The organism is Saccharospirillaceae bacterium (genome assembly GCA_022448365.1).
Lineage (GTDB): Bacteria > Pseudomonadota > Gammaproteobacteria > Pseudomonadales > Oceanobacteraceae > Bacterioplanoides.
Genome location: JAKVCS010000001.1, coordinates 47,610 through 64,080, shown reverse-complemented (window position 1 = coordinate 64,080; position 16,471 = coordinate 47,610). Strand labels below are relative to the sequence as shown.

14 protein-coding genes are annotated in these 16,471 nt (G+C 48.9%); 5 read left to right on the top strand and 9 right to left on the bottom strand.

Translation table 11 applies throughout. The features are described 5' to 3' along the window. Positions 1-6: 6 nt before the first annotated feature. Complete coding sequence (locus MK185_00305; GenBank protein ID MCH2039062.1) at positions 7-966, bottom strand: MoxR family ATPase; 960 nt, start codon at positions 964-966, stop codon at positions 7-9. Between the two features lie 232 nt (positions 967-1,198). Here MK185_00305 and MK185_00300 point away from each other — a divergent pair, with 232 nt between their 5' ends. Beyond that, entirely contained in the window at positions 1,199-6,040 is a 4,842-nt protein-coding gene (locus MK185_00300; protein ID MCH2039061.1) for an NAD-glutamate dehydrogenase, read from the top strand. Positions 6,041-6,092: 52 nt separating this feature from the next. Here the strand turns inward: MK185_00300 and MK185_00295 are convergent, their stop codons facing one another. Next, the gene (locus tag MK185_00295) at positions 6,093-6,428 is read right to left on the bottom strand and encodes an alkylphosphonate utilization protein (GenBank protein ID MCH2039060.1); all 336 of its coding nucleotides are present in this window, start codon (positions 6,426-6,428) and stop codon (positions 6,093-6,095) included. A gap of 304 nt (positions 6,429-6,732) precedes the next feature. On the opposite strand from MK185_00295, the gene MK185_00290 reads away from it, so the two are divergent. The 4 genes from MK185_00290 (at position 6,733) to MK185_00275 (ending at position 9,587) form a co-directional block, all read left to right on the top strand. Further along, entirely contained in the window at positions 6,733-7,146 is a 414-nt protein-coding gene (locus MK185_00290) for a hypothetical protein (GenBank protein ID MCH2039059.1), read from the top strand. Positions 7,147-7,257: 111 nt separating this feature from the next. Next, positions 7,258-8,292, top strand: coding sequence for an asparaginase domain-containing protein (locus MK185_00285; GenBank protein ID MCH2039058.1), 1,035 nt, complete (start codon positions 7,258-7,260; stop codon positions 8,290-8,292). A 16-nt stretch (positions 8,293-8,308) separates the two neighbouring features. Further along, positions 8,309-8,935 (top strand): hypothetical protein, encoded by a 627-nt coding sequence (locus tag MK185_00280; GenBank protein MCH2039057.1) that lies wholly within the window; start codon positions 8,309-8,311, stop codon positions 8,933-8,935. After that, positions 8,925-9,587, top strand: coding sequence for a class I SAM-dependent methyltransferase (locus MK185_00275; GenBank protein MCH2039056.1), 663 nt, complete (start codon positions 8,925-8,927; stop codon positions 9,585-9,587). Before MK185_00280 ends, MK185_00275 begins: the two co-directional genes overlap by 11 nt. Positions 9,588-9,680: 93 nt before the next feature. On the opposite strand, the gene MK185_00270 is transcribed toward MK185_00275, so the two are convergent. The 7 genes from MK185_00270 to MK185_00240 all read right to left on the bottom strand — a co-directional run bounded on the left by MK185_00270 (position 9,681) and on the right by MK185_00240 (position 16,466). Beyond that, positions 9,681-10,508 (bottom strand): SDR family oxidoreductase, encoded by an 828-nt coding sequence (locus MK185_00270; protein ID MCH2039055.1) that lies wholly within the window; start codon positions 10,506-10,508, stop codon positions 9,681-9,683. Between the two features lie 86 nt (positions 10,509-10,594). Further along, positions 10,595-12,130 (bottom strand): amidase, encoded by a 1,536-nt coding sequence (locus MK185_00265; GenBank protein ID MCH2039054.1) that lies wholly within the window; start codon positions 12,128-12,130, stop codon positions 10,595-10,597. Positions 12,131-12,264: 134 nt separating this feature from the next. Continuing rightward, positions 12,265-13,152 carry an FAD:protein FMN transferase gene (locus MK185_00260; protein ID MCH2039053.1) on the bottom strand — a complete coding sequence of 296 codons (888 nt, stop codon included), beginning with the start codon at positions 13,150-13,152 and terminating at the stop codon, positions 12,265-12,267. 27 nt (positions 13,153-13,179) lie between these two features. Next, positions 13,180-14,340, bottom strand: a complete 1,161-nt coding sequence (locus MK185_00255; protein ID MCH2039052.1) for a DUF3570 domain-containing protein — start codon at positions 14,338-14,340, stop codon at positions 13,180-13,182. Between the two features lie 18 nt (positions 14,341-14,358). Continuing rightward, entirely contained in the window at positions 14,359-14,568 is a 210-nt protein-coding gene (locus MK185_00250) for a DUF4266 domain-containing protein (protein ID MCH2039051.1), read from the bottom strand. After that, on the bottom strand, positions 14,568-15,056 hold the full coding sequence (locus MK185_00245) for a TlpA family protein disulfide reductase (GenBank protein MCH2039050.1): 489 nt from the start codon (positions 15,054-15,056) through the stop codon (positions 14,568-14,570). Before MK185_00245 ends, MK185_00250 begins: the two co-directional genes overlap by 1 nt. Positions 15,057-15,065: 9 nt before the next feature. Continuing rightward, positions 15,066-16,466, bottom strand: coding sequence for a DUF1501 domain-containing protein (locus tag MK185_00240; GenBank protein MCH2039049.1), 1,401 nt, complete (start codon positions 16,464-16,466; stop codon positions 15,066-15,068). Positions 16,467-16,471: the final 5 nt, after the last annotated feature.

The window sequence follows — 16,471 nt, the reverse complement described above, 5'->3', positions numbered from 1 at the left end:
CGGACCTCAGGCAACGGCGACGCGCTGAATCAACTCATTAATAACTTTGTTCGCCGTCATACCACTGGCTTCTGCTTCAAAGCTCAGTAACAGGCGGTGACGCATTACGTCATGAATGACGGCTTGCACATCATCCGGGCTAACGTAGTCGCGGCCACGAATCCAGGCATGAGCGCGCGCACAGCGATCCAGAGCGATGGTGCCACGTGGGCTGGCGCCAAATTCGATCCAACTGGCCAGATCATCACCGTAAGCCTGCGGGCGGCGGGTTGCCATAACCAGCTGGACGATATATTGCTCAACGGCGTCGCTCATATGCAACGCCAGTGCTTGTTGACGTGCGCCAAAGATATCGGATTGTGTGAGCACCGGGGTATCAGTGTTGCTCTGGTGCATTGCCTCCCCGCGGGCCAGACGCAGAATTTGTTGTTCAGCATCGGCATCCGGGTAATCAATAACCACATGCATTAGAAAACGATCAAGCTGAGCTTCCGGAAGCGGATAGGTACCTTCCTGCTCGATCGGATTCTGGGTTGCCATCACCAGAAACAGTTCCGGTAACTGACGGGTAACACCACCAACAGTTACCTGACGTTCTGCCATCGCTTCCAGCAACGCACTCTGTACTTTAGCCGGAGCACGGTTGATTTCATCAGCGAGGATCAGATTATGAAAGATGGGACCGGCCTGGAAATCGAAGCTCTGTTGTTGTGGACGATAGATCTCAGTTCCGGTGATATCACCAGGTAACAGATCCGGGGTGAACTGGACGCGTTTAAAGTCACCTTCGATGCGATCTGCCAGGGCATTAATGGCTTTGGTCTTTGCCAGACCAGGCGCACCTTCCACCAGTAAATGACCGTCGGCCAATAAGCTGATAAGCAGTCTTTCAACCAGGTGAGGCTGGCCAATGATTTGCTGTTGTAGCGATTGTTTTAATTGAGCAAATCCTTGTTGTTCTGTCATTTGCACCGATTCCTAGAGCCTTGATTTGAAAATGATTTTATTGGATATCGGGCGAGCGTCAATGTTCCCGGCTGAAGAAAAACGAAAGATTCGTGGTTTGCAGTAAAGGAGCGTCAAGAAGCGCCGTTTTTGGCTGTTTTCTGTTTTTTGACTGAGTTGGGACGTTAACCCGGCCTATTTGTTACAAGCTGCTACGCTTATTAGTAACAGTGTATACAACAAGGGCCTCTGAATGTTAACGGCATTGCATGATCTGATCGGACAACGCAACGAAACCAGCCAGGTAGAACTGCTGAAGAGCTTTGCGGATTTATACTATTCCAAGGCACCGATGGAGGAGCTGCTGGCCCGCTCGGTAGAGGATGTCTATGGCGCCACACTATCTTGCTGGCAGCTGCTGCAAACCCGCAAAGCTGGTGAGGCCAAGGTGCGGGTTCTTAACCCGGATTACGAGAATTACGGCTGGCAGTCTTTGCACACCGTAATCGAGATTGTCTGTGATGATGTACCGTTTCTTGTTGATTCCGTGCGTATGCAGCTGAATAACCGTCAGATGTCTTTGCATGCGATACATTACTGTGTTTTCCATGCTGAGCGCGATAAGCAAGGCAAGCTCAAAAGCTGCAAAGATGCTGAACGCTGGCGCCATGCAACCAAACAGAGCAAACCTGAAGCGATTGTATACATTGAAATCGATCATCACTCCGATAAGCAGATGCTGGATGAGCTGCGTGACGAGTTGCTATCGGTTCTGGCTGAGGTGTCTCACTGTGTTGAGGATTATCCGGCAATCGTTAAAAAAGTGGGTGATGCGATTAAGCTGGTGGGGAAAAATAAACACTTCAGCGACTCCGATTGCCATGAAGCCAAGGCATTTCTTGAGTGGCTGATGGATAATCACTTCACTTTCCTGGCTTATGATGAGTTCGATATTCATCAGGGTAACAAGGACCTGGAAATTTGCCGCGAAGATAAAGAAGATCTCGGGGTTCTGCGCTTTCATAGCAGTCGCAAGCACAATGTTCCTATTCATGATTTAGATGCTGACCTGCAGAAATTTATTGCTCAGAAACAGTTGGTCAGTTTTATGAAGTCCGGTACCCGCAGCCGGATTCACCGAAGGGCTTATCCGGACTATGTCGTCGTCAAGCGTTTTAATGACGAGGGCGATGTTATCGGGGCCATGCGCTTTACCGGTTTGTTTACTTCGATTGTCTACATAGAAAGCCCGAATAATGTTCCGATTATTCGGGAGAAGTTGAAAGAAGTGAGGCGGTTATCTGGCTTCGACAATAAGGGCCACAGTGGTAAAGAGTTAAATCGTATTCTGGAAGTGTATCCGCGTGATGAACTGTTCCAATCGGAAGCTCAGGAACTTGCAGATACCACGGTTGCAGTATTAAACATTCAGGAGCGTCGGCAAACGCGGGTGTTCCTGCGTCGAGACCCTTACAGCAAGTTCTTATCCTGCCTGACATACATTCCTCGCGACATTTACAACACGGAGTTGCGCGAGAAAATGCAGCAGGTGCTGGAGTCCGAGTTTTTACCGTTAGATGTCGAATTTAATACCTATTTCTCAGAATCCATTCTGGCGCGGACACACTTTATGTTGCGCCTTAATCCAGACAAGACCATCGATTTTGATCCGGATCTCGTGTCGCGAAAAATTGTTCAGGTAGTGCGTTCCTGGCAGGATGATTTACACGAAGCATTGATTGAACAGGTGGGGGAAGAAAAGGGTAATCATCAGTTTCATCGGTACCGTGAAGCTTTCCCCGCAGGCTATCGTGAGAACTTTTCAGCTCGCACTGCTGTGGCTGATGTGCAGCACATCGATCAGTTGCTGATGCAGCAACCGGGTGAGCTGGCGATGAGCTTCTATCGTGAGATAGAAGAGGACGAAAGCCTGCTGCGATTCAAATTGTTTAACCGTGATACGATCTTGCCACTATCAGATGTTATCCCGGTACTGGAAAATCTTGGCTTGCGAGTATTGGGTGAGCATCCGTACGAAATAAATACCGTCGATGGCAATAAAGTATGGATACACAATTTCCTGTTGAAATATGACTTGTCGGAAACCATAAATATTGCCGAAGTGAAAACACTATTTCAGGAGTCCTTTCGAGCAATATGGCAGGGGAAAGCCGAAAATGATGGATTTAATCGCCTGGTGCTGGGTGCCAATATAGGCTGGCGCGATATTGCGCTGTTGCGCGGCTATGCCCGCTATATGAAGCAGATCCGTTTCGGTATTTCGGAGAGCTACATCGCTGAAACTCTATGTCGCTATATTCCGATCAGTGCGGGCCTGGTTGACTTGTTTCATCAACGCTTCGGCCTGCAACACGTTAAAGAAGAAATCCGTCAGGTCAATACAGAGCAGTGCGAAAAAAAGCTGATAGATGCATTGGATGGTGTTGAACAGTTGAATGAGGACCGAACTATTCGGCGCTATATTGAACTGATAAATGCAACATTAAGGACGAATTTTTTCCAAACCGACACCACTGGTGACGATAAAGAATACATCAGCTTTAAAATTAATCCGGCGGCAATTTCGGATATTCCACTACCACGCCCGATGTTTGAAATCTTCGTGTATTCGCCACGTATCGAGGGTGTTCATTTACGTGGCGGTAAAGTCGCTCGTGGTGGTTTACGCTGGTCGGACCGGACAGAAGATTTTCGAACCGAGGTGCTGGGTTTGGTCAAAGCTCAGCAAGTAAAAAATGCGGTAATTGTACCCGTTGGTGCCAAAGGTGGTTTTGTTGCGAAACAACTGCCTAAAGACGGCGGTCGAGATGCATTTATTGCTGAAGGTATCGCGTGTTATCAGACATTTATCAGCGCGTTATTGGATATCACCGATAATCTGGTGGATGGTGATATCGTTCCTCCAAATTGTGTTGCGCGCCACGATGGTGATGATCCGTATCTGGTGGTTGCCGCCGATAAAGGTACCGCAACCTTCTCCGATATTGCCAACGAAATTGCAGTCAATCGTGGCTTCTGGATGGGCGATGGTTTTGCGTCGGGTGGGTCGATTGGTTACGACCATAAAAAAATGGGTATTACCGCACGTGGTGCCTGGGTTTCTGTTCAGCGGCATTTTCGTGAACGTGGACACAACGTGCAGGAGAAGGATTTCTCTGTCGTTGGTATCGGAGATATGGCTGGTGACGTTTTTGGTAATGGTATGCTGTTATCGGAGCATATTTGTCTGACTGCCGCTTTTAACCATATGCATATCTTTATCGATCCAAATCCGGACTCGGCCAAAAGCTTCGTTGAACGTAAACGACTATTCGAACTGCCTCGTTCAAGCTGGAGCGATTATGACAAAACGCTGATCTCTAAAGGCGGTGGTATTTTCTCCCGCAGTGCCAAGAGCATTCCTATTTCATTGGAGATGAAACAGATATTCGGGATTACAGAAGATCGGCTACCCCCTAATGAACTTATCAAAGCGTTATTGAAAGCGCCGGTTGATCTCATCTGGAACGGCGGCATTGGTACTTATATTAAATCAAGCCAGGAGCAGGACTCTGACGTTGGTGATAAAGCCAATGATGCGTTGCGGATTAATGGCTCTGAGGTTCGTGCCAAAGTGATTGGTGAAGGTGGAAACCTGGGTGTTACTCAATTAGGCCGCATTGAATTTGGTCTAAATGGTGGGGCATCGTATACCGATTTCATTGACAACGCGGCTGGCGTCGATTGCTCCGACCACGAAGTCAATATCAAGATTATGCTGAATGAAATCCTTGATGCAGGCGATCTGACGCGCAAGCAGCGAAATCAGATATTCATGGATATGACCGATCAGGTTTCCAAGCTGGTTCTGAATAATAATTATCGCCAGACACAGGCGATAGCGTTAGCGTATCGTGATTGTCAGGGGCGCCTGGATGAGTATGTGCGTCTGATGCACGAATATGAAAATGTAGGGAAGCTGGATCGTGTATTGGAGTTTCTGCCAAATGAGGAAACACTGGCAGAGCGTCGCAGCGAGTCTCTGGGATTAACTCGGCCAGAGTTATCGGTCTTAATTTCCTATACCAAAGCTGATCTGAAAGAAGTACTGAATCATCCGGATATCAGCGACGACAGCTACATCTCCGAACTTCTGAAAACGGAGTTTCCACAGCAATTGGTGCAACGCTTCTGTGAACCCATGTACCGGCATCGCCTGCGCAGTGAAATTATTGCGACTCAGCTGGCTAATGACATGGTGAATTACATGGGCATCACGTTTGTGAACCGGTTGCGTGACTCCACCGGGGCGAATGTCAGCGACATTGCACGAGCGTTCTTAACGGCGCGTGACATATTCGCGCTTCCACAGTACTGGAATGCAATTGCGGAATTGGACTACAAGATCGACACGGATGTTCAGGAAAGTATGATGGCCGATATGATGCGTCTGGTACGACGTGGAACCCGCTGGTTCCTGCGTAACCGTCGTGCGACGATCGATATTGGTGCTGAGGTATCCAAATTTGGTGGATCGGTGCAGAGCATGATGACGTCACTGGGTGAAACGCTCAAGGGGTCGGAACTGGAGCGCTGGCAAGGCGTTTATGAAGAGCGCATTGCCGCTGGTGTCCCTGAGCAACTGGCAGCTGTCACTGCCGGAGCTACGAACTTGTATTCTTCACTTGGGATTATTGAAGCTTCCGGGCAGGCTGAACGTGACTTGCAGCAGGTAGCTGAAACCTATTTCGAAATGGGTGAATACTTGTCGCTGAACTGGTTTATGCAGCAGATTAATGCGCTTCCATCGTCCAGCCACTGGGATGCACTGGCACGCGAAACATTACGCGATGACCTGGATTGGCAGCAGCGTGGTCTGACTGAAGGTATTTTGGCCAGCATGCAGGACGGACAGACATTACAGCACGCGGTGGAGCTCTGGGAGGAGGAGCAAGCGGTGTTGGTTAAACGCTGGCAGCGAATGTTGACCGAACTTAAAAATACCGACCAACTTGAGTTCTCGATGGTCTCAGTAGCTCTGCGAGAGCTGCTTGACCTTGCACAGTCGAGCCGCCATCAGAAGAGCTGCGATTAATCATTGGTGCTGCAGGCTTACAACGGAGCCCCGCCTTCAGGGGCTTCAGAAATCAGGCTTTTTTCACGAATTTGGCCGTAACCATCATTTCACCTACGCCATCCACTTTACAGTCGAGTTCGTGATCCTTGGCATCAAGGATTCGACGAATCATAGCCTTAGTACCGACTTTAATTACCTGAGAGCTGCCTTTAATCTTCAGATCTTTGGCAGCGGTTACCTTATCGCCCGCCTTTAGCATTGTACCGTTAGCATCTCTGGCGATCGGTTCATCGCTTTCCGACACTTCGTTTGGGTTCCACTCGTTCGCACACTCCGGGCATATTAACAATTCCTGATCCTGATAAACGTACTCAGATTCACATTTAGGGCATGGAGGTAAAGACATAAGGTGGCTCTTGAACGGGTAGATTCTGAAAAGGGCGAGAAGTATACCTGAAGTAGCCACAAAATAATTGAGGGATCTTCTCTGGCTGAAGCGACGTATGAACCAGTTGCCCTGAGCGAAGATTGTGCATGTCCGTTACCCATGATCAAGCGGCTATTGGCGACACCTATCGTTCGTGCAGGGTGACTGCGCTCTTTGGTATGACAGGATTCCACCTATTTAAACCGTTCTGATCTGGCTACTATGTCGGGCGCAATGACTTGAGCTTTGAAAGCGTTATTCAATAAACAACAGGAGAAAGAATATGAAACCATCCATGCTGTCAGCTGGATTTGTTGCTGGCGGGCTGGCCAACGTTATTGGTGTTTTAACCGTCAGTCGGTTTTTCACCAACAATACAGTGTCAGAGTATGATCCGACTGTGATGTCGACCTTCGGCTTGATTTGTATCGTATTGTGGGGCCTGGCTTATATCGCCACCTCTCGGATTACCGATAATGCCGTGCAATGGCTGGCGGCAGTATTTGCGGTAGAAAAGGTGTTGTATGTGGTGGTTTGGCTTATCTGGATGTCTGGTAATTGGGAAGCTTTGCCTGATATTTACGCTACTGACTGGCTGACCGGACTTTTTTATTCGGTTTATGGTTTGAATGATCTGTTGTTCGCGGTGTTCTTTGGTTACGCCTTCTTGTGTTACCGCAAAGCTTCGGCGGTGTGATCGCGATTAAATCTCCTTTTACTGGGCTGTCAGCATGGCTTGCTTGCCAGTCAGCCCAGTGATAGCGTTGGCGGCTCATGTAAGCGTTGCTGCAAAGCAGTTGGAATATCGTTGAAGAAAAAAATCCGTGTAATCACTACCGGTGGTACCATCGGTTCAATCTTGAAATCCGATCATGTCGCTGTTGAGGCAGGTGCCAGTAAAATCGCTGAACAGATTGAAGCGGTTAAAAATAAACTGGGCTTCGATGTTGAAGTTGTATCCCCGATCAACAAAAATTCTGAAGTGCTCAGTCCAGCTGACTGGGTCGACGTGCTGAATAGCATTGAGGATTGCTGTAACAGCGATTGTGACGGTATTGTCGTGACTCATGGTACTGACACGAAAGCTTATACCGTTGCAGCGGCGGTATGCTTCAGCCACCTATGGACGAAAAAAGTCTGCTTTACCGGAGCATTTTTAGCGCCTGACCATCCGCTGTCAGACACTGCTTTGAGTTTATCGTCGTCGCTGGAATTTGTGGCGGCAGATTTACCTGAAAGCGGCGTTTATATCGCTTTCCGCTCTGATGCCAATAATAATGAAGCAAAAATCTTCAATGGCTTTGAATTAAAACCGATGGGTTTTGATGAAGAAGTCTTTAATCCGGTATATGGCAATGTTGTCACGTATTACTGTTCAGTGGCGGGTTTAGCCGTTGATACGTTGGCAGATAAAGTCGACCAGCCAACGATTGGTGATACGTCATTACCGTCGAAAGAAGCCGTTGTTGCGGCTCAGAAAAAAATTGCTTACCTGCACTTGTACCCAGGTATCGACAAAGATTTATTGCGTGCGGTTTCAGCGGGTAAAGACATCGTCGTGTTGCAGCTTTACCACAGTGGTACGGGGCCGTTTGGTGCTGAGTACTCTGATATTATTGATCACATCGAAGAAACCAGTGGCGATACTTTATTCTTGCTTGGATCTTTCCCCGGAAAACACATCAGCATACCTTATGGCAGCACCCATGCGTTAATTGCCTCAGGCGGTGTACTGTATCGCGATTTGCAGACGCACTTTTTATACGTATTTGCGTTGCTGGCACTCTCTTCCGGCAAGAGCCAAACTGACATTCGCGCGTTATTGTCAGACTGGGAAGTATAAGATGAAGAGCTGAACGATGCCTGCTACTGAAATCGCTTTGTTTGTTGTTTTGCTACTGGTATTTCTGGCGGCATGCTCCATTGTCTGGAGCACCTTAGTGGCAGGAATTTCTCCCATGCCCAGCTCCCGTGCAGCACGAGATGCTATGTTGCCCTTATTTGATAAAGTGGATGCACTTCAGAACGCTACGAATAGCTCTGGAAATGCTGGTGTCGTCGGAAAAATCGTTGAACTGGGCAGCGGCTGGGGCAACTTGCTAGTGATTTTGGCGCGGCGTTATCCGCAACGTCAGATTATTGGTTACGAAATTTCCTGGTTACCCTGGCTGGCGTCTCTGTTATTGATTCGTTTGTATCGGCTGAACAATGTGCAGGTGATGCGTAAGGATTTCCTGAAGCAGGATTTAAGCAAGGCGTCTGTTATGGTGTGTTATTTGTATCCCGACGCGATGCAGGCGATCAGTGGTAAATTGCAGACAGAGCAGGGCGGAAAGATGTTTGAGTCGGATGCTCGATTTTTAATCAGTAATAATTTTGCACTGCCTGGTTTTGAGCCGGATGAAACTGTTAAAGCGAAAGACTTCTACCAGTCCCCGGTGTATTTGTATTGTCTGAAGCCGTGTGAGGGTGAGCATGAAACCTGAAGCAACCGGTAAAGCCTACGATCAGATTACCGAACGCTGGAACGACGATGTGTTTCCAATGGATAACGGCATGGATCAGTTAAACAGGGCATTGCAGTTTCTCTCCGGTGATGATCGGGGCGACGAGCCGAATCCTTGCCGCAAAGCGCTGGATGTTGGCTGCGGCCATACCGGGCGTTTTATGAGGTACCTTGCCGAGCATGGCTACGACGTCGAAGGTGTCGATGTTTCAGCAGAGATGATTCGGCTGGCTCAGGAAAAATATCCGCAGTTTCGCTTCTACCATAAGGATATTTGTCAGTGGCCAACAACGGGTCAGTACGATTTCATCAGTGCCTGGGACAGTATCTGGCATGTTCCTTTGACGCATCAGTCTTCGCTAATTACCAAGCTGGTTGCAGCACTGAAACCGGGTGGTGTTTTTATCTTTTCTTTTGGGGCGGTTGATGTCGCTGGTGAGCACAGAAACTGTGTGATGGGCCCCGAGATTTATTATTCGTCGTTGGGTGTAAATGGTTTTGTCCAGGCCGTGATGTCAGCCGGAGCAGTGGTTCGCCATTTGGAATACGATCAATATCCGCAGACACATGGCTATATGGTGGTACAGCGGAGTCAGCACACTGCTGTTTATCCAAATCACACCAGTGCCTAACAAATTTCTATTGGATCAATGTTATCGGAAGCAGGGCGAGCGATTTATCATGTGGAAGCTTTTGTCGCTGCCCAAATGGCAAGGTAAGAATCTCTATAGAGAATCCAGCCCAAACTTTTTACTCAACAATTTATCCACCCACTCAATCGGAATCCAGCGGCGTATAAACGGCAAGGCACGGCTGCCATTACCAATACGGATCACCGCATCCGGTTGACTCAGCAATTGAGCCATTAGCTCGGTCGCAAATTCTTTCGTTGGCGTTGGGTTGTCCTGAGATGCGGTAGCACGATCCTGAATTGACTTTTTCAGAGGCGCATAAAGCGACTGTTCATCAATCAGGTTGCTCATATTCTCCAGTGAATTGTCTCCAAATTTTGATTCAATCGCCCCCGGTTGGACGGTAACTACTTTAATGTTAAATGGCGCAAGTTCCATTCGCAGTGCATCCGATAATGCATGCAAGGCGGCTTTGGTTGCGCAATATGCTCCGGAAAATGGTGTAGTTAAAATGCCGGATACCGATCCAATGTTAACCACCTGTGCGTTGCCGCTGGCGCGCAGCATCGGTAGCAGTGCTTTTGTCAGTGCAATCGGAGCAAATACGTTGGTTTCAAACTGTTGCTTTAAATCCTCGGTGGATAATTCAACCACTGGACCCATAGCAGCATATCCTGCGTTGTTAATCAGATAATCCAGTTTGCCACCATCGTTGGTAATGGTTTCAGCGGTGGAGGCAATATCATCGGGATTATTAACGTCCATCGATATAGGTATCAATTGATCACTGATCAGGCCCGAGAGTGACTGAGTATTACGTGCTGCTGCGTAAACCCGAAAACCATGACGCAAAAACTCTTCAGTTAATGCCCGGCCAATGCCACTTGAGCAACCTGTAATCAGAACCGTTCTTGCGCTCATGCTTGTTTCCTTTTCATTGTGGAATTTTCTTATTGTTCAGTTTGGTTTGGCTTAGTGTGCCGTTTTTTGTTTCAGATGCCAGTGTTTCAACCCATTGTTGCGGTTCGATTAAACCAGGGATGTGCCTGTTCCAGTTGTTTTGCCAGCTGAAGCAGGGTGGTTTCATCACCCATAGGGGCCATAAATTGAACGCCCAACGGCAAATTATTTTGACTCCAGTACAATGGCACTGACATGGCAGGGGCACCGGTTAAGTTTGCCAATTGGGTGAATGGCAGCTTTTCGAGGCTTTCCATCGCCATTTGCTTCACCATACCGCTTTTCAGTAACAGTTTGTGCATACCAAAAGCATTGATGACTTTCATGGCAACTTTCTCAAACGCGGGCGGTTCAAATGCTCCGATTTCAACCGGCTCTGCGCCCAGAGTCGGCGTAAGTAAAACATCATAGCGCTGGTGGTACATGGCCATGGTCTGGGCAAGTTGATTCCAACGGCGCTTTGCAGTGACAAATTCACTGGCAGAGATGGTCTTGCCGATATAACCGAGGGTTTTGGTAGCGTCTTCGACGTCTAGGTTGCCGAATCCGGTTCCCAATGATTGTGCAGCGTACTCCATGTCCGCTGCGACATGACCAAAATACATGGTCAGATAAGAGTCGGCTAACGCCTCGCCATCGATCTGGAGTGTCACTTCCTCAACTTTGTGGCCAAGCCCCTGAAGCAGAGACACGGCCTGATCGACGGCGGTTTCGGCTTCAATATCGACCGGGCGACCGACGAAGGATTGACGGCTGAAGCCTATCCGTAACGGCCGAACCGGTGTTTCCAAGGCGTTTAAATACGATTCCGGTTTAACCAGTGGATACGGCGTTGAACCATCCGGACCAGCGATAGCATCCAGCATGGCAGCGCTGTCGCGCACGCTGCGGGTCAGAACGTGTTCGACGGCTGCGCCGTCCCATAATTCGGAATAATACGGTCCTGTGGGGGTGCGCCCACGACTTGGTTTTAAGCCAAATAGCCCGCAGCAGGCCGCCGGTATGCGAATTGAACCGCCTCCATCGCCACCCGAAGCCATGGGCACTATGCCAGCAGCAACGGCTGCACCGGAACCGCCGCTTGAACCACCTGGAGTATGATTAATATTCCAGGGGTTTCGTGCCGGACCAAAAGCTTTCGGTTCAGTAATCCCCATTAACCCAAATTCCGGTGTATTGGTTTTACCGAAAATCACCACACCAGTGTTTTTGTATCGACGGGCTAATTCGCTGTCGCTGGGAGAAACCTGACCTCTGTAGGCATTGCTACCATTGCTTAACGGCGTGCCCTCTAATGCAGTTAACAAATCTTTCAGCAGAAAGGGTACGCCGGTAAACGGGCCGTCAGGCAGGCCACTGCGTATTTGTTCACGAGCAAAATCGTACAGCGGTGTAATAATGGCGTTTATCTTAGGGTTAACCACCTCAGCACGCTGAATGGCAGCTTGCAATAATTCCTCAGCGCTGACTTCTCCTTTCTTGACAAGCTCTGCCAGGCCCATGGCATCGTAACCCTGGTAATCGTCCTGAGTTAATAATTTGTGTGGGCGTGTGGGTGAATTCCCGGCAGCGGAAGTTGTCATGGTGATCCCTTTTAATTTTTTGTTGCACCGATTCTATCCAGCTTATTTCCTGAAAGGAATGGCTTATTTCGACGTAAAAACAGATTGGGTGGTGAATCTGAATTTGGAATAAAGAGCAAGGCTGGACAATAGCCTTACAAAGCACCAGAGGAGGCAAAGTGGCTGCCATCTGGGCGAACAGCAAGGTAATGTAATCCCTGCAGGTCGAGCCAGGTGAGGGCGTCCTGTTGTTTTAACATTGCAATGGATGAGAAAGTGCCGGCCAATAAACAGCTGGGGGCAAGCACGGTAATGGATGCCCAGTACTGCACCGGAAACCCATTTTTAGGGTTCAGCAAATGACAATAACGCTGGCCGTCCAGCTCGAAAAAGCGCTCATAGTCGCCACTGGTAGCCATGCCACCTTCATACACCGGTAATTGGGCAAATGCATTTTCCGGATCTCGCGGATGGCGGACGCCCAATAGCCAGGGTGAGTTATCCGGCTTTGGCCCAAGTACGAGTAAATCACCTCCTAAATCGATAATTCCGGAATGAATACCATACTCCCGACAAATGCCGGCAGCACGATCAGCAGCGTATTCCTTACCGATGCCGCCCAAATCAATCTCCATTGTTGCCGGCATAATGAACTGATGGGCGGTTAATTCTGCCTGATCAAATCCGATACGTTGCAACAGAGGTTGCAGACACTTTTTAGTGGGTAAGGCTGCTTCACGGAAGTCCCACGCCTGACGCAAAATTCCTGAACTGATATCAAACAAACCATCACTTTGCTGCCAACAGATGGCGGCATAGTTTAATAAATAATGGCTCTCAGCATCGATGTCGGTGGGCTGGCCAGCATTACGATTAATCCTCGACAGTATCGAATCGGCACAGTAACGGCTGTATTTTCTTTCGATACGTTTTACTTCCTGCTCCACCGCCTCAGCGGCAGCCCGGCAGCACTCAGACTCACCGAGTAGATGCAATTCACACGGTGAAGCCATGGCCGTAAACGAAAAACGCTGAATGTTCATAACTAAGGTGGCTTGTACTGAATGCACTCAGAAACGATACGCCACACCAAAACTGAGTACGGTGTAACTCAGTAGTGATGGTGTTTCGTCGCCGGTACGACCAACAACCGATAATGTTTCATCGGCAAAATAGTATTGGAAATCAAAACTTAAGGTCCATGTTCGCCAGTTAGCCTGGTTTTCCAGACCCAGAGTAATCGCACCATAGTTGGATAAACGTGCATCGGAACTGAAATACTCTCCCTGAGGAACCCGGTCCAGTGTATAAAAATCTGCTTCACTTTGGCGGTAGTAACGCAATGAAGGAATAAAACGGAATTGTGCCCAGTTAGAATGATAGCGTTGTGCCCAACGAGCACTCAGAGTATGCGAGAGGATGCCCCAATCGTCGGCATAAAACCGATAATCAGCATGAAACGCTGCACCATCACCTACTGCGAAATAGTGACGATAATTTGCTGAAATAGTGAACTGATCTCGTTCATTGGGACGTTTATCGTATGTCTTGTAAGGATCGGACAAAAATCCGGAAAAATGGGTAACCCCCAGGCCAACCTGAATGACGCGGTTTTTATCAATGATCTGACTGACCCCTTCGTAGAGTGACAAACTGCGTTTATTCCGACCATCTGCGGCCTCACGATTCGGACTGCCATTGGCATCGCTGGGTGATAATGTATCGATCGAAGCACTGATGGCAGCAAGTAATGTGGTGTGTTTATTAAACAACTCCAAAGACCCATCGGTGCCCAGAGAAATGGACTGGTAATCATTTTCCGTGGAAAAGGCGAAGGTGCCACCCAGTGAGCCTTCAGAGAAATAACGCTTAGGCGATACTTTGACGTCGTAGCGGGTCTCGTCAATGGTGGCGCCTGAGGTAATTAATACGCTTTTGCCATCCTCACGGTAAGTCTGTGTCGGAGAGGCACCAGATAAGGTTTCATACTGAAATTCGCTGTTAATATACCAGTCTTCACCTAACGGTTTGGCGTAACGGAATTGATGAACATCGATTTCGTACCGTTTTAGCTCCGGCGTAAAGGTGCGTTCGCGCGGATTGTCGCTCTCGCTGTACTGGCTGTAACGGTAGGCAAATACTTCGTCTTCCGGGGCCACTTCAGCCTGACTGACAATAGGCATTGCAGCCGCGGCTGCCAGAGCCGCAAACGCCGTTTTTTTCTGGGCCATTAATTTGTCCTGAGTTAATTAGTTACAACCACACCCACCGCCGGCTGCCTGACCGCCACCGGAAGATCCCTCTTTACTGAAAAAAATGTGATTGTCGAGCGAACCTTTTAGCGGATCGGTCTGCCAGGCCATAACGTCTTTTGACAAGTTGCCGCGCTCCCAGGGTTTCACCTGGGCGCAGCCCCCGACAGCAATAATTGCCAGCATTATGACCAACAGCTTCTGCATTATTTTTTACCCAAGAGTTGATTGACTTCTTGTTGGATTTTTTTCATGTCGGATGGTTTGAATCCGGTATGAATGGCGCGAACAATGCCTTTTTTGTCGATCAGGTACGAGGTCGGCATGCCTCGCAAAGAGTACTTTTCCGGCGATTGGCTGGTTGCATCGTGCAGCGTTGGGTAGCTAACCGGGAACTCTTTCAGGAAGCTGCGGGCGTCTTTAATTTCTTCATCAAGATTAATGGCGATGACCTCAAACGGTTCATCTTTCAGCGAGTTGCGCATGTTATTAAGCAGCGGCAGTGACTTGCGGCAAGGACCACACCAGGATGCCCAGAAATCCAGATAAACCACTTTACCGCGGTATTGCGACAGCGACAGGGAACCGGTTTGCGTGAGCAATGGCAATGAAAAGTTCGGGGCTTTATCGCCAGTTTTTAGTGCAAAGCTGGTGGAAGATAACGCCAATAGCATAAGAGTGAGGGCAATACGCATGTCTTTTCCTTAAGAGAAAATATTAAACGGAGTGAAGTTTAATGGATAGTTACCGACAACTCCGCTGGAATCAATCCCCATTAATTGCCGCAACGCAATATTTACGTGCTTGGGTTCAAGAACTTCGCCTGAGCTGTCGGGTAAACCGGTCTGGCGGTTAACGGCCTGGGAACGGAACTCAGTGGTGGATGCACCAAACACTTTTCCGCCGGTCGAGACAGTATCTGGGTGCACAACCATTACGCTGGTTACCGGCCAATGATCTTTGCCGTTTCCTGAGTTGTAATACGGCGTTCGGCCAAAGTCAGAGCCGATCACTATCGTGGTTTTGTCGGCGATGCCGGAAAATTTCAGTACCTCGCAGAGATAATTGACTCCTTCCAGTAAATCTCCCAGGCGCGGATAGGCGCGGCTATCGTGGTCTCCATGGGTATCAAAGCCGCCAAAATTAAGGTTGGCGCTGGCTGCCAGATTTGATCTGAATGCAGCGGCAACAACCTGAGCCTGGCTTTTCAGTGAGTCGGCACGGCTGGGGTTCCAATGCCATGCTGGATGCTGTTCGCCTTCTTCGGGCGTTACGTATTGTTGAATGTTGTCGAGCTGGACGGTCAACTCACCCAGATTACTTTCCTCGTTACGAATACCAAACAGCTGGCTGAGTTGAGCGCGGCGCTGGGGCAGCGGTTCGCTGTTCTGCTGGCGCTGAATACGTGACTGTTGGGCTTGCTGAATGCGTTGGTAGATATCAACTTTACCGTCGCGGTCACGGTAGTGATAGCCGCGTCTAAACTGATCGCTGCTCTCGATGAACCACAGGTTCGGATCAGAAATCTCGTTAATAAAGCCAGCGCTGCTGGCGCGCGCGCGCGCGACCAGTGAATCGGTAAAGTCATAGCCGCCATTACTGATAAACGCCATTGGCAGAGTGGGGGATACCGCGGCAGCATAAAGTGCAGTGATTGATGGGTAACCCATTTCTTCATGACCAGACCAGGTCACCCGATTACCAGTATCGTGGTTATTGGTGCCGTTATCGATACCGTTAATCACGGTCATGCGGTCGCCATAGGTTTGAAAAAACTGATCAAACTGCTGTTCGATACGGTTACGTACTGCAATGTCATCAGACACAAACTCCGGGATGGCGCTCCACTGTATATCGCCAATGCGTTTGTTACTGTCGAGATCCACCGAGTTGGTTGAGCCTTCGTGGCGGGTGCTGTTGGCGGTGTAGGATTTATTGAGTCCTTTCGGGTCGCAGATTGAGGTTGGGTCCCAACCGCCGCCTGCGTTAACAAGTACCAGATATTTTTCTGGCGCTGTTGCTGCATGAGCTCTGGAGGTGATTAAAGGCATTTGAGCTGTCATTCCGGTCGCTGCCAGCAGTTGTAAAAAATTGCGACGTTTCATAGCAC